This is a genomic window from Lentibacillus kimchii (genome assembly GCF_042666895.1).
GTDB lineage: Bacteria > Bacillota > Bacilli > Bacillales > Amphibacillaceae > Lentibacillus > Lentibacillus kimchii.
This window is the reverse complement of sequence record NZ_JBHTGR010000057.1, coordinates 197,581-218,403: the sequence shown is the minus strand read 5'-3', so window position 1 is coordinate 218,403 and position 20,823 is coordinate 197,581. Positions and strand designations below refer to the sequence as shown.

Sequence of the window (20,823 nt, the reverse complement as noted above, 5' to 3'; positions counted from 1 at the left end):
ACATCTCTATTCAGTAACCGTTTTTTTTGATAAATGCTTCATCATATGCACCGTCGTGCCGTTTTCAGGTGACGATATAATCTCCAGATCATCCATAAAATTTTCAATAATTGTAAAGCCCATGCCGGATCTTTCTAATTCAGGTTTTGATGTGTAGAGCGGCTGCCTTGCCTCATCGACATCACCGATGCCTGTACCCCCATCTTTTATGAACAAATCCACTTCATCTTCATACAATACACAGTTTATTGAAACAAGATGCCCCGGTTCATTATTATAGCCGTGAATAATCGCATTTGTCACAGCTTCGGAAACGACTGTTTTAATTTCTGTCAGCTCATCCATCGTTGGATCCAGCTGCGCCACAAACGAAGCTACAGTTACGCGGGCAAATGATTCATTTTCACTGATACTTGTGAATTCAACATTCATTTCATTTTTCATGAAGCCACCCCCAAAGTCGATAACGCGTGTTCCTCGTTCTCCTCCAGACGAATGATTTTGAACATTCCGGACATATCAAATAACCGCTGAACCGGTGATGATATGGAACAAACAACCATTTCCCCGCCCAGCTGAAGTACTTCTTTATATCGGCCCAAAACAACACCCAGTCCTGAGCTATCCATAAATGTTACCGATTCAAGATTCAAAATGACATGTCTGACAGCGTTAGCATCCATCATGTCCTTCCACTCGTTACGCAATGGTTCTGCTTCATGATGATCCAGTTCGCCGGACATCCTCACAACAAGGACATCCTGCTTAACATCAAAGACAGTAGACAGACTCATTCCAGTTCCTCCTCCCTATTTCCGTCTGTATAATCTTTCGTCACAGGTATGATCAATTCCTGCTGTTTGACAAAAGAAGAAGAGTTTCGGCAAAAAAACCATTATTTCACCATTTGTTCCACAGTCCTCTTCAGCAGTGTAAAATAGGAAGCCTTTGGAACATCTTTATCAGCAATTAGCGGTATTTTTGATAAAGTTTCCTCCTGATTTTTAATAACTAATTCGCCAACCTCTTCACCTTTTTGAATTGGCAAACGCCAGTCAGATACGATACTGACTGATTCTGATACGTCTTTGTCTTCCTCACCCTTACGGTGGATCGTGCTGACTGATTCAGAGGTTACAACATCAATCGACTCATCCTCGGCCTTTAATGAGTCGAGCGTGGTTATAGCATCGCCCTTTTCGTACAATTTTTTTGTTTCATACTGATTAAAGGCATAATCAAGCATGCTGGTAATGCTGGCATTTCGTTTTTTGGTCGTTTCCGCTCCCATAACAACGGCAATCATTCGCATGTCGTCTCTTTCAGCTGTGGCTGTCAAACAATACTTAGCCTCGTTTGTATAGCCCGTTTTCAGTCCGTCAACATCTGGGTAAAATTTAACCAGCCGGTTTGTGTTGACCAGCCAGAATTCATTTTCTTCACCTTTTCGCAAATAATCTTCATAAATCGATGTATAATCGGTTACCGATTCATATTTTAATAACGCTTTCGCCATCACAGCCATATCTTGAGCCGTACTGTAGTGATTGTCGGCTGGCAGTCCAGTTGCGTTTTCGAAGTGTGTGTCTTTCAGCTCCAGCTTTTCAGCCTTTTCGTTCATTTGTTTAACAAAAGCGTCTTCGCTGCCGGCAATCCGCTCAGCTAAAGCCACACTTGCATCATTTCCAGAAGCCATTGCAATACCTTTAAGCAGATTGTCGACCGTCATTTCTTCTCCGGCTTCAAGAAATATTTGTGAACCTCCCATAGATGCTGCACGTTCACTAACCTGAATCGTTTCCTCCTGATCAATTTCGCCATTATCAAGAGCTTCCATAATAAGTAATAGAGTCATAATTTTAGTCATACTGGCTGGCGGCAGTTGCTCGTCCGCATTTTTATCAAACAATATTTTCCCGGTGTCACGCTCAATCATCATAGCTGACTTGGCGTCGGGTGCCAGGTCTGTTTGTTCCTCAGTGTTATCTTGTTCACTTTCCTCTGCTGAAACAGCCAGCGGCAGGCATAGAACTGAACCTATAATGCTAGTCAGTAAAACAAATTTCCTCATGGCTTAACCTCCAACACTTAATGTAGTTCTAGGATTGCCATATAACCGGGCTCTTATACAACAAAACGCATACTGTTGTTCAGTATGCGTTTAAAAATTATGATTCTGTAATCGTGTCATAGATGAGGGATGGTGCCTCAGCAGTTCCTGAAGCTATGGAAATGGTTGAATACAGCTTGTCTTTCACCTCTTCAACTTCGGGTGTGCTGGCATGAATGGTTAAAAGTGACTCCCCTTCGTCCACGTGATCACCTATTTTCTTGTTCAGCACAATACCAACTGATAAATCTATCGCGGATTCTTTTGTCGCTCTGCCTGCTCCAAGCATCATGGCAGCCTTGCCGATTTGGTCTGCTACAATCTCTGAGACTGTTCCGGATTGTTTGGCAGGCAATTCGATTCTATGGGCTGCTTGCGGCAGCAATTCAGGATGATCCACTGCATGGGCATCACCACCCTGCGAGCTCACAAAACGTTTAAATTGTTCTAAGGCTTTACCATTTGACAGGTTTTCCTTCAGACGTTCTTTCGCCTCATCGAGGGTTTCTGCTTTATTCGCCAAAACGACCATTTGACTGCCGAGCTCAAGGCACAAATCCGTTAAATCCGCCGGCCCATTGCCCTGCAATGTTTCAATAGCTTCTTCAACCTCAAGCACGTTTCCAACCGCATACCCCAGCGGCTGGCTCATATCTGAAATAACAGCCATTGTGCTGCGTCCTACGCGGTTGCCAATTGAGGCCATTGCCCGGGCTAATTCTCTGGCGTCGTTCAATTCTTTCATGAAAGCGCCATCTCCGGTCTTAACATCCAAAACAATCGCATCGCTGCCGGAAGCAATTTTTTTACTCATGATTGAACTCGCAATCAGAGGAATCGAATTGACTGTGGCTGTCACATCCCGCAAGCTATACAGTTTTTTATCAGCCGGTGCCAGATTACCAGTCTGACCCACGACAGCGAGTTTATTTTCATTCACAAGCTTGACAAATTCATCACTGGATACTTCCACGTGAAATCCTGGCACAGCCTCCAGTTTATCAAGTGTGCCCCCAGTATGTCCCAGACCACGTCCGCTCATTTTGGCCACCGGAGCCCCGAGTGATGCTACCAATGGTGCAAGAATTAATGTTGTCGTATCACCAACGCCGCCGGTTGAGTGTTTGTCAACTTTGATCCCATTAATAGCCGAAAGATCCATCTGGTCGCCGGATTCGACCATAGCAGAGGTTAGCTCCGCACGCTCTGCTTCCGTCATATCCTGGAGAAAGACAGCCATTAATAGAGCACTCACTTGGTAGTCCGGAATCTCGCCCTCGGTATAGCCATTGATAAAGAACCGAATTTCTTCGCTGGTTAAGCTTTGGCCATTACGCTTTTTTTCAATAATATCATACATTTGCATCGTATCACCTAACCCTGATTTGGTAGTGTACGGATAATTTCTTTCATGAATTTGAGAAATTCGTCCCGCACTTGTTCCGTCGTATCTATCACTTCCTGATGTGTCAGCGGCTGGTCAAGAATACCGGCCGCCATATTGGAAATACAGGAAATGCCTAATACCCGCAGTCCGGCATGTCCTGAAGCAATAACTTCAGGTACAGTTGACATACCGACAGCATCACCGCCAAGTGTCCGCAGCATCTTAACCTCAGCAGGTGTTTCATATACTGGTCCGGTATTACCGACGTAGACACCTTCCTGAATCGTCACGCCCAAGTCAGCAGCGCAAGATTTTGCATGCTGCAGATATGTTTCATCGTATACCTGTGACATGTCAGGGAAACGCTCACCTAAAGCAGCGTCATTTGGACCAATTAATGGATTGTCCCCCATATTATTGATATGATCTGTGATCAGCATTAAATTACCAGGCGTAAACGATTGGTTAATGCCGCCTGATGCATTGGTCACGATGACTGAATCAATACCAAGTTCCTTCATGACACGTACAGGAAACGTCACTTCCTGCATGGAATACCCTTCATAATAATGAAAGCGGCCCTGCATTGCTATAACACTTTGCCCTTCCAGCTCACCGGCAACGAGCTGCCCTTTATGTCCGGCTACCGTTGACTCCGGGAAATACGGAATATCTTTGTAGGAAAAGGTTACCGGATTTTCAATTTCCTCAGCCAATACACCAAGTCCTGAGCCCAATATCAGACCTAATGCGGGCTTCGCCGTTAACTGTGCACTAATATAGTCAGCCGCTTCGTTAATCATTGTCTTATCCACAGCGAACATCTCCTTATTTGATATCATTGAGAAAACTTTTTCCATGTTCAGGCATCTTAATAGCGAAATTGTCCGCTACGGTTGCTCCGATGTCAGCAAATGTCTTTCTCAGCGGCAATTCGTTTCCGGATGCAATACCTGTATGGTATATGAGAAGCGGTACATACTCCCGTGTATGATCGGTTCCGTGATGAATCGGATCATTACCGTGATCAGCTGTAATGATCAGCAAATCATCTTCGTTTAGCCGGTTTAGAACTTCAGGCAAACGTTCATCAAAAGCTTCCAGTGCCTGACCGTATCCCTCAGGGTCGCGACGATGGCCATACTTGGCATCAAAATCAACCAGATTCAAAAAGTTTAATCCAGTAAAATTCTCAGCCATCGAATCAACTAATTTTGTCATACCGTCCGCATTATCAGAAGTGCGAATAGCTTTCGTTATGCCTTCGCCGTCATAAATATCCGATATTTTACCCAGAGCGACTACATCATAATCCGCCTCTTCCAGTTCATTCATAACCGTGCGTCCAAACGGTTTCAGCGCGTAATCATGGCGATTGGCTGTTCGCTCGAAATGACCAGGTTCACCAACAAATGGACGCGCAATAACACGGCCAACCATATATTTTTCATCCAAAGTGAGTTCACGTACGATCTCACATATCTGATACAATTCATCTAATGGAACAACGTCTTCATGTGCTGCAATCTGCAAAACAGGATCAGCAGATGTATAAACAATGAGTGCTCCTGTCTTCAGCTGTTCCTGGCCCAATTCTTCAATGATAGCCGTCCCTGAGGCCGGTTTATTGCCGATAACTTTTCTGCCTGTCTTAGCTTCAATATCACTAATCAGCTCATCCGGAAAACCATCTGGAAATGTCCGGAATGGTTTCTGGATGTTCAAACCCATAATCTCCCAGTGACCGGTCATAGTATCCTTGCCGTTCGAATCCTCCTGCATTTTTGTGTAATGCGCTTTTGGCTTTTCCGCCTGTTCAACACCTTGAATTTCCCGGATATTGCTTAAGCCTAACTGGCCCATATTGGGCATATTCAGACCGTTCATCCGTTCTGCAATATGGCCCAGCGTATCGGCGCCAGCGTCATTAAATGATTTGGCATCAGGCGCTTCACCAATCCCAACAGAATCCATAACAATCAAAAAGATACGTTTAAAATCTTTCATTTTTTATACCTCCTGCTATTGTTTTCCCGATTTCATGTGTCATATGTTAACCCTTGTATGAGGTCTGACATCTAGTTAAACAGATCAGCTGTCCGACTGCCTGGTCTTGATCCACTTGTCTATTAAGCTTTCGTCAGTTAATCGTTACGCCCGTGGATGATAAGTCTGATAAATATCTTTGAGCCGGGCTTTTGTTATATGTGTATATATTTGCGTCGTTGATATGTCGGCATGACCGAGCATTTCTTGAACAGACCGTAAATCAGCCCCATTCTCCAGTAAATGGGTGGCAAAGGAATGCCTGAGTGTGTGCGGCGTAATTTGTTTTTTAATACCCGAATCTCGGGCAATTTCTTTTAAAATCTTCCAGAATCCCTGTCGTGAAAGCGGCCGGCCGTGTTGATTGACAAACAGTGCATTCTGATCCTGCCCCCGTTTGACGAGATGTCCTCTGCCGTGCTGCAGATAATAATCCATAGCATTTTTGGCTACATCTCCAAGCGGGACAATCCTTTCTTTAGACCCTTTCCCCATACACCGGACAAACCCCATTGTTAAATGCAAGTCGCTCACTTCCAGAGATACCAATTCCGTTACGCGCAATCCGGTGGCGTACATTAATTCAAGCATCGCTTTATTCCGCATCGCCAGAGGTGTGTGCCCGCTGATGGCTAATAGCGCTTCCACATCAGCCGATGATAAAGTAGCAGGCAGTTTACGTTCCTTTTTCGGTGTCTCGATATGTAGACTTGCATCATGATCCACCAGCTGTTCCCGAATGAGAAAATGATGGAATGCCCGGATTGACGAAATAGCCCTGGCAATGGTGGCGGATGATTTGCCATCATCCTTCAATTTATACAAAAAGCCAATAATATCGGAGCGTCCAATATCATTCCATTCTGATTTCCGGCTTACTTTTTCCACGTACGTTTTATAATTTTTCAAATCCCGCTGATAGGATGTTAACGTATTATCAGATACACCCCGTTCCACAAGTAAATAATGGAGAAAATCATCAAATGCGGGCTCCAGCATTGTCATTACTCCCCTAATCGCAGAAATAAATTCAGCCGATCAATAAAACTTCTGTCATCCATCTTCAAAACTTTGACAGATGGACCCTCTGGAGGATCATACCGGTGAATCTGCTCATATTCAGTATGCATATAGTGCAAACTAAAGTAAAAAAAGAATGTGCAGATTGTGAAAATAATAAATACCTTGACTATATCCCAGATTAATTGCCTCACGTGTGTCACCTCTTTTACATATCCAGTAAACAAGATATGCAGCAGAAGAATGACACTATACATAGGAACTGCGAGGCTAATACCAAAATAACCGATTACACACGAAAAGTAAATGCTTCAAAAACAGTAGACGGCCAAATGTGAGATTCAATCGATTATCGCACTATAGACAAAAAACCTTTTCCTGTGCAGAAAAGGTCATGTTTGTTCGTTTAACTTGTTGATTCAATGGCTGTCTCCTGACAATGTTTACAGATACCGTGAAATGTCAGCCGATGATCCTTTACTTGAAAATGCCAGTGATTTTCCACCAGCTTTTCCACGTCTCCCAGTAAGTCATCTGTAATTTCCTCAACCGCTCCGCATTCCGTGCAAACAAGATGATGATGAAAATGTTCAGCCCCTTCTTTACGAAGATCATAACGGGAAACACCATCACCAAAATTGATTCTATCAACAATTTTCAGTTCTGATAATAATTCCAGTGTCCGGTAAACAGTTGCCAGACCTATTTCAGGTGCCTTTTCTTTAACAAGAAGATACACGTCTTCGGCACTGAGATGATCCGTCTCACGCTCCAAAAGCACCCGTACAGTGGCTTCCCGCTGCGGTGTAAGCTTATAGCTTTGCGCATGGAGTTGTTTTTTTATCTGTTCCAGCCGGTGTTCCATGGCGACTCTCCTCCCTTTCGCCAATTATAGGACCGCACATAAAAGATGTCAAAATAAAATCATTATAATTCACTATTAATAACTGTTATTATATAATATTCATTGACTATTATAAAGGGATTTGATTAACAATTCCATAGCGCCATTCGCTACATAAGCTTCTAAAGCCGCTGCGGCCATAGAAATCACCAGCAATGAAGCGAAAACAATTGTATATTTGCCTAAGGGCTGCAGCACAGGCTGTGATATGGTCCGTGAGAAAAGCTTTCGTAATAAGGTCAGCGAAAACAGCATGGATAAACTGCCGGCAACAATATAAACTGGTATAACGAGTAAGTTCTGGGGTGCTATTGAAAGTGATGATAAAAGAAGACCGCTGCCCATGCCCAGCTGATTGACAATAAACCCGACAGAAAAACCGACGACAAGCCCTTTTAAAAACAGTAAAATCCAGACAACGGGGAGCCCAATAACTGAGAGACCTAAAACAAATAATAACAAGAGATATTTCACATGATAAAAAAAACTGCTTTTCCATATTTCATGACTGCCGATTTGTTCTCCATCTGCTATGCCGCCAAAAAAACGTTCGAGGTAGAAGAATAAATCCTGTTTTTGCACAAAGTTCATGCTGTTTACAATGATAGCTCCAAAAATGACCCCTGTTAAGAACAAGATGGTCATAAACATATAAATGGTAGCATGTTCTCGTACGTGATTCATGATAAGTGCGCGTTTGTTATACATCGGAATCCTCCATCGTTCTTATTAGTTGGCCTCTAGTAAAAACTATGAAGAATTCTGGACAAACATACCATTTTATTTTTCAGCGATTCAGGATGATGAGGTGATACGCCCGTATTGACCGCCCCCGCCGGCTTTAATTGATAATCTCCCTTCTCTCATATCAATAATAGCAGTTGCTAGTTTTTCTGGTATAATTTCGGTCAGCTCAGCAAAAGAGGCATAGTGAATCACATTCATTTCCGTCTGAAAATGATCCAGCAAGGTCCTGAATGTTTTCGGCCCAAGTTTTGGCAAATACTCCAATGGCACCTGGTACAGGTAAGGCGGACGCTCCCGCTTAACTTCAGCAGTACTGGCCAGCTCCTGAATCCGGTCTGACACACCTTTCACTAGTTTAGCTGATCCACAGCTGGGACATCTCCCGGCATCCGCGACCAATGGGGTTAGACACTGACTGCAGACGGTCGTATGATATTTCCCCAAGTATGGATTCATGCCAAAATTTCTGCTTATCTGCCGCCCTTCGACATTGTGCAGACTCCAGGCAAATTCTTTGAATGACGGCTCCTCCATTAAGACTTCCTGATACTCTCTGGCAATCTTCGGCAGTGAATGAGCATCAGAGTTGGATACAAATGGATAGTTATGCAATTCACTGATTTGATCAGCCATTGACGTATCCGAGCTGAGTCCCAGTTCAATGCCATCGATCAAGTCTGGATCAAAGACTTCTGTCAATGAGCGATGCACACCTTTCCCATACGTGCTCTTAAAAGGCGTGAACACATGGGCAGGGATAAATAAGCCGTTCAGTTCTTTCACCTTATACTGCAGCTCTTTTGCCGTGCCGTAATACCGCTGGGAACTTAACGTGATATTTTTCATGTTCGATGACAGCCACTCAGAAAAATGCTCCATGTCAGCCAGTGACGGAAGAAAGCACAGAACATGAATAGGGCCCTGACAATTGTCATCGTACACCTCGATTTCCGAACCAAGTATGAGCGTTGCATTTTCAAAACGAATACCGCCATCTGCCAGTTCCCGTGCATGACCTGCTTGTATAAGGTCCTTTATTTCCTGCTGGACAGCGGGCGCATGGCTGTCAATCACGCCAGCCATATGGATGCCTTTGTTCCGGCTTGTTTCTTTTAAAATATTGGTCAGCGTTAATGTTTTCGCCCCGGTAATTTTTACGGGATGGTTGTCCACATCCCGTCCAATATGAATATGCATATCTGCAAAAAATGACTTCAGCACTGCCTACATCCTTTCAAGTGTTTCCAAGTATAGTATGGCGTAGTTCGTTTTCGCATCATGGATCCGCTGCTCCCTAACATACTGTTTCGCCTCATCAAGCGTCAGCTCAAGTATTTCGATAAATTCATCTTCATCACCGGCAGCCGGATAATCCACAGGTTCCAGATCCTCCGCTAAATACAGATACATCATTTCATCAGCGAAACCGGGTGAGGTGTAAAACGACGTTATAAACCTCGGGGTGTTCACTGTATAACCTGTCTCTTCCTCTAATTCACGCAATGCTGTTACGGACGGTTCTTCTCCCTTCTCCAGCTTTCCGGCCGGAATTTCCACCAGCGATTTTTCCAATGGCTTTCGGAACTGTTCAACAAACACGATTTTGTTAGCCTTTGTTACCGGAATGATACCTACAGCACCCGCATGCTTAATCAGTTCCCGTTTGGATGTTTTTCCGTCCGGAAGCATCACATCGTCCACTTGAACTTTCACAATCCGGCCGTCATATATGGTTTCAGATTGTGTGGTTGTTTCCATAAATTTTTTCATAAATACCGCCCACCTTCTCGTAACGATCGTTTCTATTTTATCATATAGTTAATCATTGTACTTGCCAGGCCCCTTCTCTTACAATAGACATAACCAGAGCTCAATGGAGGTCTTATCATGAAAAAGAATCAGCTGGGACAATCAGGGATTTATGTATCAGAACTGACGCTGGGCTGCATGTCACTTGGAACAGACAGTCAGAAAGCAAAAGGAATTATTGACCGGGCTCTTGATGCCGGCATTAATCATCTTGATACAGCCGATTTATACGGTTTTGGGCGTAACGAAGAGATAGTCGGTGAAGCTATTAAAAATAAACGGGAACAGATTATTTTAACAACAAAAGTCGGTAATAACTTTGATCAAGCAAAAGAGGACTGGTTCTGGGACCCATCGCAAAAACACATTGAACAAGGCCTTAAAGATAGTTTGCACCGTCTCGGGACAGATTATATCGATTTCTATATGCTGCATGGCGGTAAAATCGATGATCCGATAGATGAAACCATTCAAGCGTTTGAAAATCTTAAAAAAGAAGGTTTGATCAGGGCTTACGGTATTTCCTCAATTCGCCCAAATGTTATCCGCGAATATGTGCAGCGTGCCAACATGGATGCGGTCATGATGCAGTATAATTTACTGGACCGCCGTCCAGAAGAGGAACTGCTGAACCTGCTGAATGAAAACGATATTAGTGTCCTGGCACGGGGGCCACTTGCCAAAGGCATGCTCAGCAACCGTGCAGACGAACAGATCAGGAAGAAGGGACAAAACGGTTTTCTCGATTATTCTTATGAAGAGCTGACCACTATTCATCAGACGCTGGAAAACATCAAAACGAGTGACTCACTGAATAGTCTTGCATTAAGCTATGTACTGAAGCACCCCGCTGTTGCGAGTGCTGTATTTGGTGCCAGTTCCGTCGAACAAGTTGACGACAATACAGCCGTTTCTCCGGTATTGACGGACGATACATACCAAACGATACAAAATAAAACAAAAGCTATTCAGTATACCAATCATCGTCAGTAATAATCGTATAACACATTAAAAAGGCGGCATCTGATATATAAGTCGATGCCGCTTTTTAATGTGTTATGACAACCGTCATTTCAAGAAAGTCGGTTGTCTGTTATGAATTGCCATTGCTTAAAGTCAGCAAGCTGATATACAATAGAGAACAAACGTTCCTTTTAATGAGGTGACCTTGCATGGATTATAGCCATTATTCGAGAAATGATGTGCTCTGTATTGATATCCGCTCCTTTTATGCAAGCATTGAAGCGGTTAAACGAGGACTTGATCCTATGACTGTGCCACTCGCTGTAGTCGGTGATGTCAACCGATCTGGAAGCATCGTTCTTGCCGCCTCGCCGCCACTGAAGCAAAAGCATGGCATAAGCAATGTCAGCCGTTTTTTTGAACTGCCTGACGATCCTGACATAATCATTGCGCCGGCGCATATGGCTGATTATTTGCAGGTATCACTGGAAATCACCAAGCTTATTCAGCAGTATGCACCGAAAGAAGCCATTCATCAATATTCCGTTGACGAAGTCTGGATAACCGTTAACGGGATGGATCAATTATTCGGCGGCCGGTGGCAAATTGCCAGGCGTATTAAACACGATATTTTAGAACACTTCGGGATGACCTGCTCTATCGGAATAGGCGATAATAAGTTCCTGGCTAAAGTTGTTATGGATCTGCATGCTAAAAGGCATGGTATCGCGGAATGCACCTATGAGGATATTCAAGAAAAATTGTGGCCATTTCCGGTGCAGGACGTGTGGGGGATTGGCAGACGAATGCAGCAGCATTTAAACCGGATGGGCATTGTAACACTCGGACAGCTGGCCCATTTTCCTCTGAAGCAGCTGACCAAACGTTTTGGTATCATGGGTGAACAGCTTTACTGGCATGCTTGGGGAATTGATTTGAGTCCGGTGTTCAGCCAATTTACCAAAACAGATCAAAAAAGCTTCGGACAAGGCATCTCCCTGCTGCGTGATTACACAGGTGACGAGGCGGCGACATGTATTCTCGATTTATGCGAGGAAGTATGCCGGCGGGCACGAAATAAACAGCAGGCTGGTAAAACCATTCACTTAGGCATCACATACGCTAAAGAAACACACGGCGGATTCAGCCGGTCACGGTCTGTTAGTATACCCACCAATATCACGATGGACGTCTATCACGTCTGCATGCAGCTTTTTCATGCGTTTTACGATGGCATAAGCAGCATACGACATGTCTATGTAACGCTTGGTAATCTGTACGAAGACGGCGAAACACAATTAAACCTTTTTGCTGATAAGTCAAAGAAAAAAGACATTGGCTATGTTATGGATGCTATTCGCGCGAAATACGGTCCCACCGCCATTCTCAGGGCAGCCAGCTACACGAACGCTGGGATCACGATCGAACGCAGCGGGAAAATCGGCGGGCACCAGGCGTGAAAGAGAACCAACTCATTACCGCAATGTCTTACTGTTTTCTGATATATGCTGCAGCACTGAATGTGCTCTTTCTATCAGGGAACAAGATGATAATGATAGATACCGTCTGTCAGCACCCTGGTGACCAATCCTCTGTCTTCAAGGTAATCCAGCTGGCCAATCGTCTCAGACATCGTCAGACTTAGCTGTTTTGTATATTTGTTCGGAAAAAGCTGCTGAGATAGAGCAAATGGTGTTTGGGCCTTTTCCTGCAACAAGTGATAAACACGCGCTGCCCGCTGCTCCTGATTCTGCAAATGGACAGGAATAATAGTGCTCACATCTGAAAAGATGTCCCCGTGTCCAGGATACACCGTTTGAATCCCGAGCGACTGGCACTTCAGCAGGTTAGAACGATACTGCAGCAAAGGCTGAGGACGCACGTCACTCGCAATTGGAGCTTCAAGCATTGGATTTGGGGAAATATGATGCAGCAAATGATCACCTCCGATAAAGGCCCCGTCACTTTCACGGAAAAACGATAAATGGCTTTGTGCATGACCTTTTGTTTCAATGACGTGCCAGTCATGATGACCAGGAAGCGTATCACCTTCATCGAGTGTCATTGTCAGCTCCCCTTTCCCGGCAAATTGCATCGTTCCGCTCAATTCACCCGAATGGACTGTCAATTCTTCAGGAACGCCACAAGCCACAAAAAGCTGTTTAAAAAAAGCCTCATGCTTCGCAAAGTACGCTTCATCACGTGATAAATAGACCCCGGTATTCCGGTGGGCTGCCAGCGTTTCAGCACGCGGAAATTGCTCGATTAAGCCTATATGATCCGGATGATGATGTGTTAAAATAATTTGTTCAATATCTTCAGGTGCATACCCTAACTGATGAAGCTGCGTTTTAAGGGCTTCCCACCCCTCTTTGGTTTTAACACCGGCATCGATGAGTGACAGTTTATCACCTTTAAGCAAGTAAACATGGACATCACCGACCGGAAATGGCGTAGGGATCGTCAGCTGACTGAGCGTATTATCAAGTATTTTCATAATCAGGCCTCCAAGTGATGAATGATGATTCAGTCATGCTGTCATTATAGCCTGTTTGCCAGAAAAAGTCACACATCGATTAGGAGCCGGACCAGGTCACGGCTTTCATAAAAAACTAAATCCTTGAATGGGAACAGGGTGAACGCTTATAGTTAACATTGCGTTAAGATATAATAAAATAAACGTTACGTTTCTTAAATAAGAACGACGTCGGTTGTCAGACTGTATAAGCTGAAGCGGCACTATCAGCTCTTAACAGGCATTTCAGTGTCATCACTCAGGAGGAATTAACGTGACGAAACTTTTTTCACCTATTACATTTAACAATGTTGAACTTAAAAACCGGATTGCCATGTCTTCAATGTGCATGTATTCCTGTGCAGATCAGGGCGGAAAAATCACGCCATTTCACATGACGCATTATATCTTCCGTGCAGCCATTTCTGGGCCAAAACAGTATGAACGGGGCTGGAAATAATGGAACTCGTTTTTCTTGGCACAGGGTCTGGTGTTCCTTCCAAAGAGCGGAATGTATCTGCCATTGCTTTAAAACTGCTGCAGGAACAAAACAGCATCTGGCTGTTTGATTGTGGTGAAGCGACCCAGCATCAGATTCTGCACACATCGATTAAACCGGGGAAAATCAGAAAAGTTTTCATTACACATTTGCATGGAGACCATATTTTTGGCTTACCGGGTTTTTTGAGCAGCCGATCATTTCAAGGAGGCAACGATCGTTTAACCGTCTATGGCCCCCGGGGAATCAGGGAATATATTGAAACAAGCCTCGCATCAAGTGGAACGACACTTACTTATCCGCTTTCGATTGTTGAATTCACAGAGGGTGATGTTTTCAAGGATGAACAGTTCCAGGTTACCTGCAAACTTTTGGATCACAATCTTCCAAGCTACGGTTTTCGGATTACGGAAAGTGATAAACCTGGCAAACTCCTCGTTGACAAATTAAAAGCGGCCGGAATTGAGCCAGGGCCGATATATCAGCAAATTAAAGAACATGAAACTGTCCAGACCGAAGAGGGGCAGATCATTCATCGTCAATCATTTATTGGCCCCGATAAAAAAGGCCGAGTGCTCACAGTTCTGGGTGATACACGCGAATCAGGCCAAAATCAGGCCTTTGTTCAGAACTCTGATGTACTGGTCCATGAAGCAACATTCGGAGACGACAAGGCAGATCTTGCTCAAGCCTATTTTCATTCCACAACAAAACAGGCTGCGGATCTTGCCCACCAAGCCAAGGTCGGAAAACTTGTACTGACACACGTCTCCTCCCGCTATCAGCAAGGTGATGATCAGCAGCTGCTCGATGAAGCGCGAACCATTTTCCCGAATACAGAACTGGCTGGCGATTTCACGTCGATAAATGTTGAATCCAAATAAGTCATATCAAAAAGGCGCTCCTGCTTGATTTACCGGCAGGAGCGCTAATGTTTATAATCATCGAGAAAATCTTTCTGGAAACTTGTCCGCGGCTCGTCTTTCCTTTCAGACGCCATCTGTATAAACGGATTTTTCCCATACTTTTGTGATAAGTAGTCAATCGCTTCATACAACGTTTCATTTTCAGCTTCCTGCTCATATGTGAACAAATCCAGCTGTTTACCAATGTTTTGTTTCTCATCAACATCCTGAACCGTAATACCCAACAAACGGATCGGCTCCAAATTCCAATGTTTTCGAAATAACTCATTAACGACGTGTAAAATATCTTCTTTGTGCTCAATAAATTGAGGCAGCTTCTGACTTCGGGTTATCGTCTGCCGATCATGATAACGAATCGTAATTTGCACACTCTTCCCTACAGCCTGCTTGCGTTTCATACGTCTCTCAACATTTTCAGCCAGCTCATGCATAAGGTTACGGATTGCCGCTTCATCAGTCGTATCTTCAGCGAGTGTCTGGGAGCTGCCAATACTTTTAAATTCATGAACAGCTTCCGGATCAACCGGACTCATATCCGCTCCATTCGCTTTGTTTTGCAGCCGTTCACCATTAATACCGAAGATTTGTTTCAATTGATAGCTGTCACTTGCAGCAAGATCACCGATTGTCGCAATATCGATGCTGCGAAGTTTATCTGCCGTTTTACTACCCACACCATGCATTTCTTCAATCGGGAGCGGCCAGAGTTTTTCATGAAGATCCCGCTTGCGCAAAATCGTGATACCCATCGGCTTTTGCATATCTGAAGCCATTTTTGCCAGAAACTTATTTGGGGCGATTCCAATACTGCATGGCAAGTCAAGTTCATCGTGAATTCGCTGCTGCAGGTTCTGAGCAACTTCAACCGGACTGCCATGCTGTTCAGTGCCGGTTATATCCATATACCCTTCATCAATCGAAACTGGCTGGATATAGGGTGTTATCTCTGCAAGCATTTGAAAAATTTCCTTTGATGCTGTCCGGTACCGGTCAAAGTTAGGACGCAGGACTATTAATTCCGGGCATAATTTCTTTGCCTGTCCAAGCGGCATTGTCGTTTTGACGCCTTTAGCCCGTGCCTCGTAACTGCTTGTTACGACAATGCCTTTGCGTTCTTCAGGATTGCCCGCAATTGCCACTGGCCTGCCCTTTAATTCTGGGTTATAGGCTGTTTCAACTGAGGCATAAAATGAGTTCATGTCCACATGAAAAATAACCCTGCCTTTTTTTGGAGACCATTGCGACATCATAAGACATCCTTTAAAAGCTGTTTCCGATAGTTATTATATCATATTCCCCAAAGAAGATGTTTTATTCTCTTAGCAGGCAAACTGACTATCGTTTGGCCGTTTCCTGTATAATCGCCGTTAGCATTTCTGTGATTTTCACAAGCTCATTAACAGGAATCCGTTCATCAGTTGTATGGATCGCCTCATAGCCAACAGCAAGATTAACAGTTGGGATGCCCAGTCCGGCTATGACGTTTGCATCACTGCCGCCGCCACTCTCTTTAAGGTGGCTGTCGCGCCCAACTGCTTCGGCAGCTTTTTTGGCTGTATCAACGACCTTATCCTCAGACTCTTGATGATAACCTGGATACATCACTTGCACATCCACTTCGGCACTGCCGCCATATTGTTCAGCAGCGGTTTCGAATGCTTCCTTCATAGCATTAACTTGCTTATCCATTTTTTCCGTACTGAGAGAACGGGCCTCAGCTACCACATCAACGCGGTCAGCTACAATATTGGTTTGCTTTCCGCCTTCAAACCGGCCGATATTAGCTGTCGTTTCCTCATCAATCCGGCCAAGCGACATTTTGGCAACAGCTTTGGCTGCCAGTGTAATCGCTGAGACACCTTCCTCTGGTGCAAGTCCGGCATGTGCTGTCTTTCCTTTCATAACAGCAAACAGCTTAGCCTGCGTCGGGGCTGTCACAACAATATCGCCGACCGGACCATTGCTGTCAATCGCATAGCCATAATCTGCCTGAATAAGTGATTTATCCAGTGCTTTAGCACCAACCAGCCCAGATTCTTCTCCAGCCGTAATGATAAATTGTATATCTCCATGCGGGATGTCTTTTTCCTGCAGTGTGCGAATGGTTTCTAAGATAGCTGCCAGCCCCGCCTTATCATCTGATCCAAGAACAGTCGTTCCATCCGAGACAATATAACCATCCTTGATGGCGGGTTTAACATCCTTGCCTGGAACGACTGTATCCATATGCGATGTGAAGTATATGGGATCTGCGTTACTGAGGCTGCCTTGCAAAATACAGCTCAGATTGCCAGCACCATGGCCAGTTGTTTCCTGACTGTTATCTTCTGTAACGTCCAACCCCAAATCGCTGAATTTTTGAATTAACTTATCAGCTATTTCTCTTTCCTGTTTTGTTTCTGAATCAATTTGTACCAGTTCAAAAAACGTGCTGATTAATCTCTCCTGGTTTATAGATATCATAATTTGCCTCCTGCTAACATTATAGACGATAACCGTGATGCTTGTTTGTATTATGCTGGATTCAAAAGTTTAATGATTCAAGTATCTGCGAAGCTGCCGGCTGTTTATTAATTATATGACACAATCTGTGGCGAAAGAATTCGCAAAAACAACTGCCCTTCATACGATCACAGACAGTTTATAGGTAGACCCCTGGTTTTAAACACCTATAAATTATATCACAGCCCTTGTTCTGTTGCATAATTAAAGTTAGAATATTAATTAAGAGACGGATTAAAGAAGGAGGCATTATAATGGCTGCAGGAAAAAAGTCCAAACGAGAACGCAGAATAAAAGTTGTTGTCTATCTTATGATTCTGGCCATGTTTGTTTCAACGTTAACAATGGGACTGTCAATGTTCATATAATAACAAATGTCTTATCTTCCGCACTGGCATAAAAATGGCCGAGGTACGGTTTAGATTACTACTGACAACACGATACCATCGGCCGTTTAAAGACTGGCATTCACGTTAACCCGGTCTTTTTTTATGCCCTTGGGCTTCATTAACATCACTCTCTTTAAACCGCTTCTTAACTAATAGATAATCTTCTATTTCATGAAGTAATTGATACAAGTTAGCCCGTGTTTCAAATTCTTTCTGCGTTGTCGGTAAGGGCTGCTGATCAAATATCTGCCGTAAACCCTCCAGTTCATTGAGATACACAACAGCCGTATTTCCGGGGTGAACAGCTTCCGCGAGCTGTTCAAAAAATCCGGAGACTTTAAAGGAAATCGTATATTGATCCGGCAGACGACTGACGAGGGGGAGCATCCTTTGTAATAATTCCAGCTGCTTTTGCCGCATCTTAAAATAATCGTAGTAGGGGTGATGCGCACGCAACAAATGATTTTCTTTGTCGAACAGTACCAGTTCCATAGCATCTTCCAGCAAATCTTCAGACTGCTGCAGTTCCTTGCCATCCCAGTTTTCATTTTTATTCCGTATGTACAGCGCAATTTCATTTAAGATAGTCTGGAAATAATGCTCCAGTTCGTCCTGTTTCTTTTTAAGCTGTTTATCCATACTTGGCATATAAAGATTCACAAGCAACGCGACGCCAATACCAACAATAATGACAAAAAACTGATCAACCAAAAATGTCACCGATAAATGCTGGGCCCCATACAAATTTAAAATAATAACTGAACTTGTTCCAATTCCCGGGGTCACCTTCAGCCAAACGAGCACCGGAATAAAACAAACGAGCATAGCACCGACAGCAATAGGGTTATACCCGAACAATTCAAAGAAAAGAACAGAAAGTACAGCAGCCACCACACAAGCCAAAAAACGCTGCCATGCCGTCATAACTGACCGTTTCCGGGAAGACTGGATGCACAGAATTGTTAATATGCCTGCCGAGATGAAATTTGAAAGCCCAAAAAGCTGCGCTAACGAGATAGAAATTGGTGTACCAATTGCTGTCTTAATCGTACGGGAGCCAATTTTCACCTTGATTCCCCTCCTGGTATGCTCAGACTGACCTTAAAACAAAATAAGGCTGACCCATTTCAATTGAGACAGCCTTATATGATCTTATACGTTTATATCTCACTGCAATGCTCATCAAATACTTGCTGTAGTTTGCTGACGACATCCATAGCACTATAACCTTCTATGTCAGAGCGCTCAAGCATTGTAACGAGCTCACCATTCTTGAGAAACGCAAAAGATGGTGACGAAGGCGGATACCCTTCAAAATACTCCCGCGCTTTTTCAGTTGCTTCTTGATCCTGTCCAGCGAAAACGGTTACCAGATGATCGGGCCGCTTATCATAATGAATCGCATTTGCTGCTGCAGGTCGTGCAACACCACCGGCACAGCCGCATGTTGAATTCACCATGACCAGCGTGGAGCCTTCGCGGTTCAAGGCCTCATCGACAGAGTCAGATGTTGTCAGTTCCTTGTATCCAGCGTCGCGGACGTCTTCCCGGGCGACATTTACGACATCGTTCATGAACAGATCGAAATCCATATGATCATCTATCCCCTTTTAAGTATTATCTTAATTGAATCTAAATTTATCCTATCAATTTTGTCCCGTGAGTTCAACGCATAAAGCTTGACGGCCTGTTGGAATGCTTCGTCTTCTGGTACCAGAAGACCAGCACACTGAATCACTTAATATAAACTGGTTGTTTCAGAGCTTATATTTTGCACAATTTCCTTCACACGCGCCAGGAATTGGCCCACAATCAATCCATCGAGCACGCGGTGGTCAAGAGACAAGCATAAGTTGACCATATCACGAGCGGCAAACATATCCCCAATCATGACCGGCCGTTTAACAATCGATTCTACTTGCAATATCGCAGCCTGAGGCGGGTTAATAATGCCCATCGACTGAACAGACCCAAAAGCACCCGTGTTATTAACTGTAAATGTACCGCCCTGCATATCTTCAGACGTTAGCTGCCCCGTGCGTGCACGATTTGCAAGATCAGTTATATCTCTTGCAATACCTTTAATGCTTTTTTCATCCGCTTGTTTGATGACTGGTACAAACAATTCATCATCCTTGGCAACCGCTATTGAAAGGTTTATATCGCGATGCTGGATAATTTGATCATCTGCCCATGAACTGTTTAGCTGTGGGTATTCCTTCAGTGCCTGAGCTACAGCTTTGACAAAAAAAGCAAAATACGTAAGATTGAAGCCCTCATTCTGTTTGAAGTTATCCTTCACCTGATCCCGGTAGCGCACTAATTCAGTCACATCCGCTTCAACAGCCATCCAGGCATGGGGTATCTCCTGAGCGGAACGTGCCATATTCTGTGCAATGGCTTTTCTGACCCCAGTAACAGGTATAGTCGAATCACCTGACTGCGTTGGCCGTTTTTGTGCAGCCGCCTGTTCTGGCTGTTGCACTTGGGCGGAACTGGATGCTTCGGTATCTTTGCCGGTTGCTGTTTGTTCCGGCTTCTTACCCGATGCAATCAACTGTTCAATATCCTTTCGAGTAATACGTCCACTCCGGCCAGAACCGCTTACTTGCTCCAAATCAATGTTATGTTCTTGTGCAAGCTTAAGGACAGCAGGCGAGTAGCGTTTTTTCATTGACTGATCGCCGGCAGATTCTTCAGATGATCCCTGTTTTTCTTCTGCTTGCCCGGAAGAAACAGCAGCCTCTTCATCCGAAGTATCCTCAGTTTCAATATAGCCCATAAGTTCACCGACTTGAAGGGTGTCACCTTCCTGAACACTAAGCTCTTGAATAACACCTGTGAACAATGATGGAACTTCAGCGTTGACTTTATCCGTCATCACTTCTGCAATTGGGTCATATTTGTTGACATGATCTCCTGAACTAATCAGCCACGAGCTGATTGTACCTTCAGTCACGCTTTCACCAAGCTGTGGCATGTTAATTTTTTCGGTTGCCATTCAAA

23 protein-coding genes are annotated in these 20,823 nt (G+C 44.1%); 5 read left to right on the top strand and 18 right to left on the bottom strand.

Going from position 1 to position 20,823, the window contains the following annotated elements; genetic code table 11:
- Positions 1-6 precede the first annotated feature (6 nt).
- The 12 genes from spoIIAB to ACFQU8_RS13385 all read right to left on the bottom strand — a co-directional run bounded on the left by spoIIAB (position 7) and on the right by ACFQU8_RS13385 (position 9,984).
- A complete protein-coding gene (gene spoIIAB, locus ACFQU8_RS13440; RefSeq protein ID WP_382361239.1) occupies positions 7-444 on the bottom strand; it encodes an anti-sigma F factor in 438 nt (145 codons plus the stop codon).
- The gene (spoIIAA, locus tag ACFQU8_RS13435) at positions 441-794 is read right to left on the bottom strand and encodes an anti-sigma F factor antagonist (RefSeq protein WP_382361236.1); all 354 of its coding nucleotides are present in this window, start codon (positions 792-794) and stop codon (positions 441-443) included. Before spoIIAA ends, spoIIAB begins: the two co-directional genes overlap by 4 nt.
- 101 nt (positions 795-895) lie before the next feature.
- Positions 896-2,071, bottom strand: coding sequence for a D-alanyl-D-alanine carboxypeptidase family protein (locus tag ACFQU8_RS13430; RefSeq protein ID WP_382361233.1), 1,176 nt, complete (start codon positions 2,069-2,071; stop codon positions 896-898).
- A 97-nt stretch (positions 2,072-2,168) separates the two neighbouring features.
- The gene (locus ACFQU8_RS13425; protein ID WP_382361230.1) at positions 2,169-3,476 is read right to left on the bottom strand and encodes a pyrimidine-nucleoside phosphorylase; all 1,308 of its coding nucleotides are present in this window, start codon (positions 3,474-3,476) and stop codon (positions 2,169-2,171) included.
- A gap of 8 nt (positions 3,477-3,484) precedes the next feature.
- Complete coding sequence (locus ACFQU8_RS13420) at positions 3,485-4,300, bottom strand: purine-nucleoside phosphorylase (protein WP_382361704.1); 816 nt, start codon at positions 4,298-4,300, stop codon at positions 3,485-3,487.
- A 25-nt stretch (positions 4,301-4,325) separates the two neighbouring features.
- Entirely contained in the window at positions 4,326-5,504 is a 1,179-nt protein-coding gene (gene deoB, locus ACFQU8_RS13415; protein ID WP_382361227.1) for a phosphopentomutase, read from the bottom strand.
- A gap of 144 nt (positions 5,505-5,648) precedes the next feature.
- Entirely contained in the window at positions 5,649-6,542 is an 894-nt protein-coding gene (xerD, locus tag ACFQU8_RS13410) for a site-specific tyrosine recombinase XerD (protein WP_382361701.1), read from the bottom strand.
- Positions 6,543-6,547: 5 nt separating this feature from the next.
- A complete protein-coding gene (locus ACFQU8_RS13405; protein WP_382361224.1) occupies positions 6,548-6,820 on the bottom strand; it encodes a DUF4227 family protein in 273 nt (90 codons plus the stop codon).
- Between the two features lie 149 nt (positions 6,821-6,969).
- A complete protein-coding gene (gene fur, locus ACFQU8_RS13400; RefSeq protein WP_382361221.1) occupies positions 6,970-7,428 on the bottom strand; it encodes a ferric iron uptake transcriptional regulator in 459 nt (152 codons plus the stop codon).
- 99 nt (positions 7,429-7,527) lie between these two features.
- The gene (spoIIM, locus tag ACFQU8_RS13395; RefSeq protein WP_382361218.1) at positions 7,528-8,175 is read right to left on the bottom strand and encodes a stage II sporulation protein M; all 648 of its coding nucleotides are present in this window, start codon (positions 8,173-8,175) and stop codon (positions 7,528-7,530) included.
- Positions 8,176-8,262: 87 nt separating this feature from the next.
- The gene (locus ACFQU8_RS13390; RefSeq protein WP_382361216.1) at positions 8,263-9,435 is read right to left on the bottom strand and encodes an endonuclease Q family protein; all 1,173 of its coding nucleotides are present in this window, start codon (positions 9,433-9,435) and stop codon (positions 8,263-8,265) included.
- Between the two features lie 3 nt (positions 9,436-9,438).
- Positions 9,439-9,984, bottom strand: a complete 546-nt coding sequence (locus ACFQU8_RS13385) for an NUDIX hydrolase (RefSeq protein WP_382361214.1) — start codon at positions 9,982-9,984, stop codon at positions 9,439-9,441.
- A 117-nt stretch (positions 9,985-10,101) separates the two neighbouring features.
- Here ACFQU8_RS13385 and ACFQU8_RS13380 point away from each other — a divergent pair, with 117 nt between their 5' ends.
- Entirely contained in the window at positions 10,102-11,016 is a 915-nt protein-coding gene (locus ACFQU8_RS13380; protein ID WP_382361213.1) for an aldo/keto reductase, read from the top strand.
- Between the two features lie 179 nt (positions 11,017-11,195).
- Entirely contained in the window at positions 11,196-12,446 is a 1,251-nt protein-coding gene (locus ACFQU8_RS13375) for a DNA polymerase IV (RefSeq protein WP_382361211.1), read from the top strand.
- A 74-nt stretch (positions 12,447-12,520) separates the two neighbouring features.
- Here ACFQU8_RS13375 and ACFQU8_RS13370 read toward each other — a convergent pair whose 3' ends face one another.
- On the bottom strand, positions 12,521-13,483 hold the full coding sequence (locus ACFQU8_RS13370) for an MBL fold metallo-hydrolase (RefSeq protein ID WP_382361208.1): 963 nt from the start codon (positions 13,481-13,483) through the stop codon (positions 12,521-12,523).
- Between the two features lie 292 nt (positions 13,484-13,775).
- On the opposite strand from ACFQU8_RS13370, the gene ACFQU8_RS13365 reads away from it, so the two are divergent.
- Together ACFQU8_RS13365 and rnz are read left to right on the top strand one after the other, a co-directional pair.
- Positions 13,776-13,961: an oxidoreductase gene (locus ACFQU8_RS13365; protein ID WP_382361205.1), complete on the top strand. Its 186-nt coding sequence runs from the start codon at positions 13,776-13,778 to the stop codon at positions 13,959-13,961.
- The gene (gene rnz / locus ACFQU8_RS13360; RefSeq protein WP_382361202.1) at positions 13,961-14,884 is read left to right on the top strand and encodes a ribonuclease Z; all 924 of its coding nucleotides are present in this window, start codon (positions 13,961-13,963) and stop codon (positions 14,882-14,884) included. Before ACFQU8_RS13365 ends, rnz begins: the two co-directional genes overlap by 1 nt.
- A 44-nt stretch (positions 14,885-14,928) precedes the next feature.
- Here rnz and ACFQU8_RS13355 read toward each other — a convergent pair whose 3' ends face one another.
- Together ACFQU8_RS13355 and ACFQU8_RS13350 are read right to left on the bottom strand one after the other, a co-directional pair.
- Positions 14,929-16,173 (bottom strand): DNA polymerase IV, encoded by a 1,245-nt coding sequence (locus ACFQU8_RS13355; protein WP_382361199.1) that lies wholly within the window; start codon positions 16,171-16,173, stop codon positions 14,929-14,931.
- Between the two features lie 88 nt (positions 16,174-16,261).
- A complete protein-coding gene (locus tag ACFQU8_RS13350; protein WP_382361196.1) occupies positions 16,262-17,389 on the bottom strand; it encodes a M20/M25/M40 family metallo-hydrolase in 1,128 nt (375 codons plus the stop codon).
- 293 nt (positions 17,390-17,682) lie between these two features.
- Between ACFQU8_RS13350 and prli42 the strand changes: the two genes are divergently transcribed.
- Entirely contained in the window at positions 17,683-17,796 is a 114-nt protein-coding gene (prli42, locus tag ACFQU8_RS13345) for a stressosome-associated protein Prli42 (protein WP_382361193.1), read from the top strand.
- Between the two features lie 105 nt (positions 17,797-17,901).
- Here prli42 and ACFQU8_RS13340 read toward each other — a convergent pair whose 3' ends face one another.
- The 3 genes from ACFQU8_RS13340 to ACFQU8_RS13330 all read right to left on the bottom strand — a co-directional run bounded on the left by ACFQU8_RS13340 (position 17,902) and on the right by ACFQU8_RS13330 (position 20,818).
- Positions 17,902-18,885, bottom strand: a complete 984-nt coding sequence (locus ACFQU8_RS13340) for an aromatic acid exporter family protein (RefSeq protein ID WP_382361190.1) — start codon at positions 18,883-18,885, stop codon at positions 17,902-17,904.
- A 92-nt stretch (positions 18,886-18,977) separates the two neighbouring features.
- Complete coding sequence (locus ACFQU8_RS13335) at positions 18,978-19,409, bottom strand: BrxA/BrxB family bacilliredoxin (RefSeq protein WP_382361187.1); 432 nt, start codon at positions 19,407-19,409, stop codon at positions 18,978-18,980.
- A gap of 146 nt (positions 19,410-19,555) precedes the next feature.
- The gene (locus tag ACFQU8_RS13330; RefSeq protein ID WP_382361184.1) at positions 19,556-20,818 is read right to left on the bottom strand and encodes a dihydrolipoamide acetyltransferase family protein; all 1,263 of its coding nucleotides are present in this window, start codon (positions 20,816-20,818) and stop codon (positions 19,556-19,558) included.
- Between the last annotated feature and the right edge of the window lie 5 nt (positions 20,819-20,823).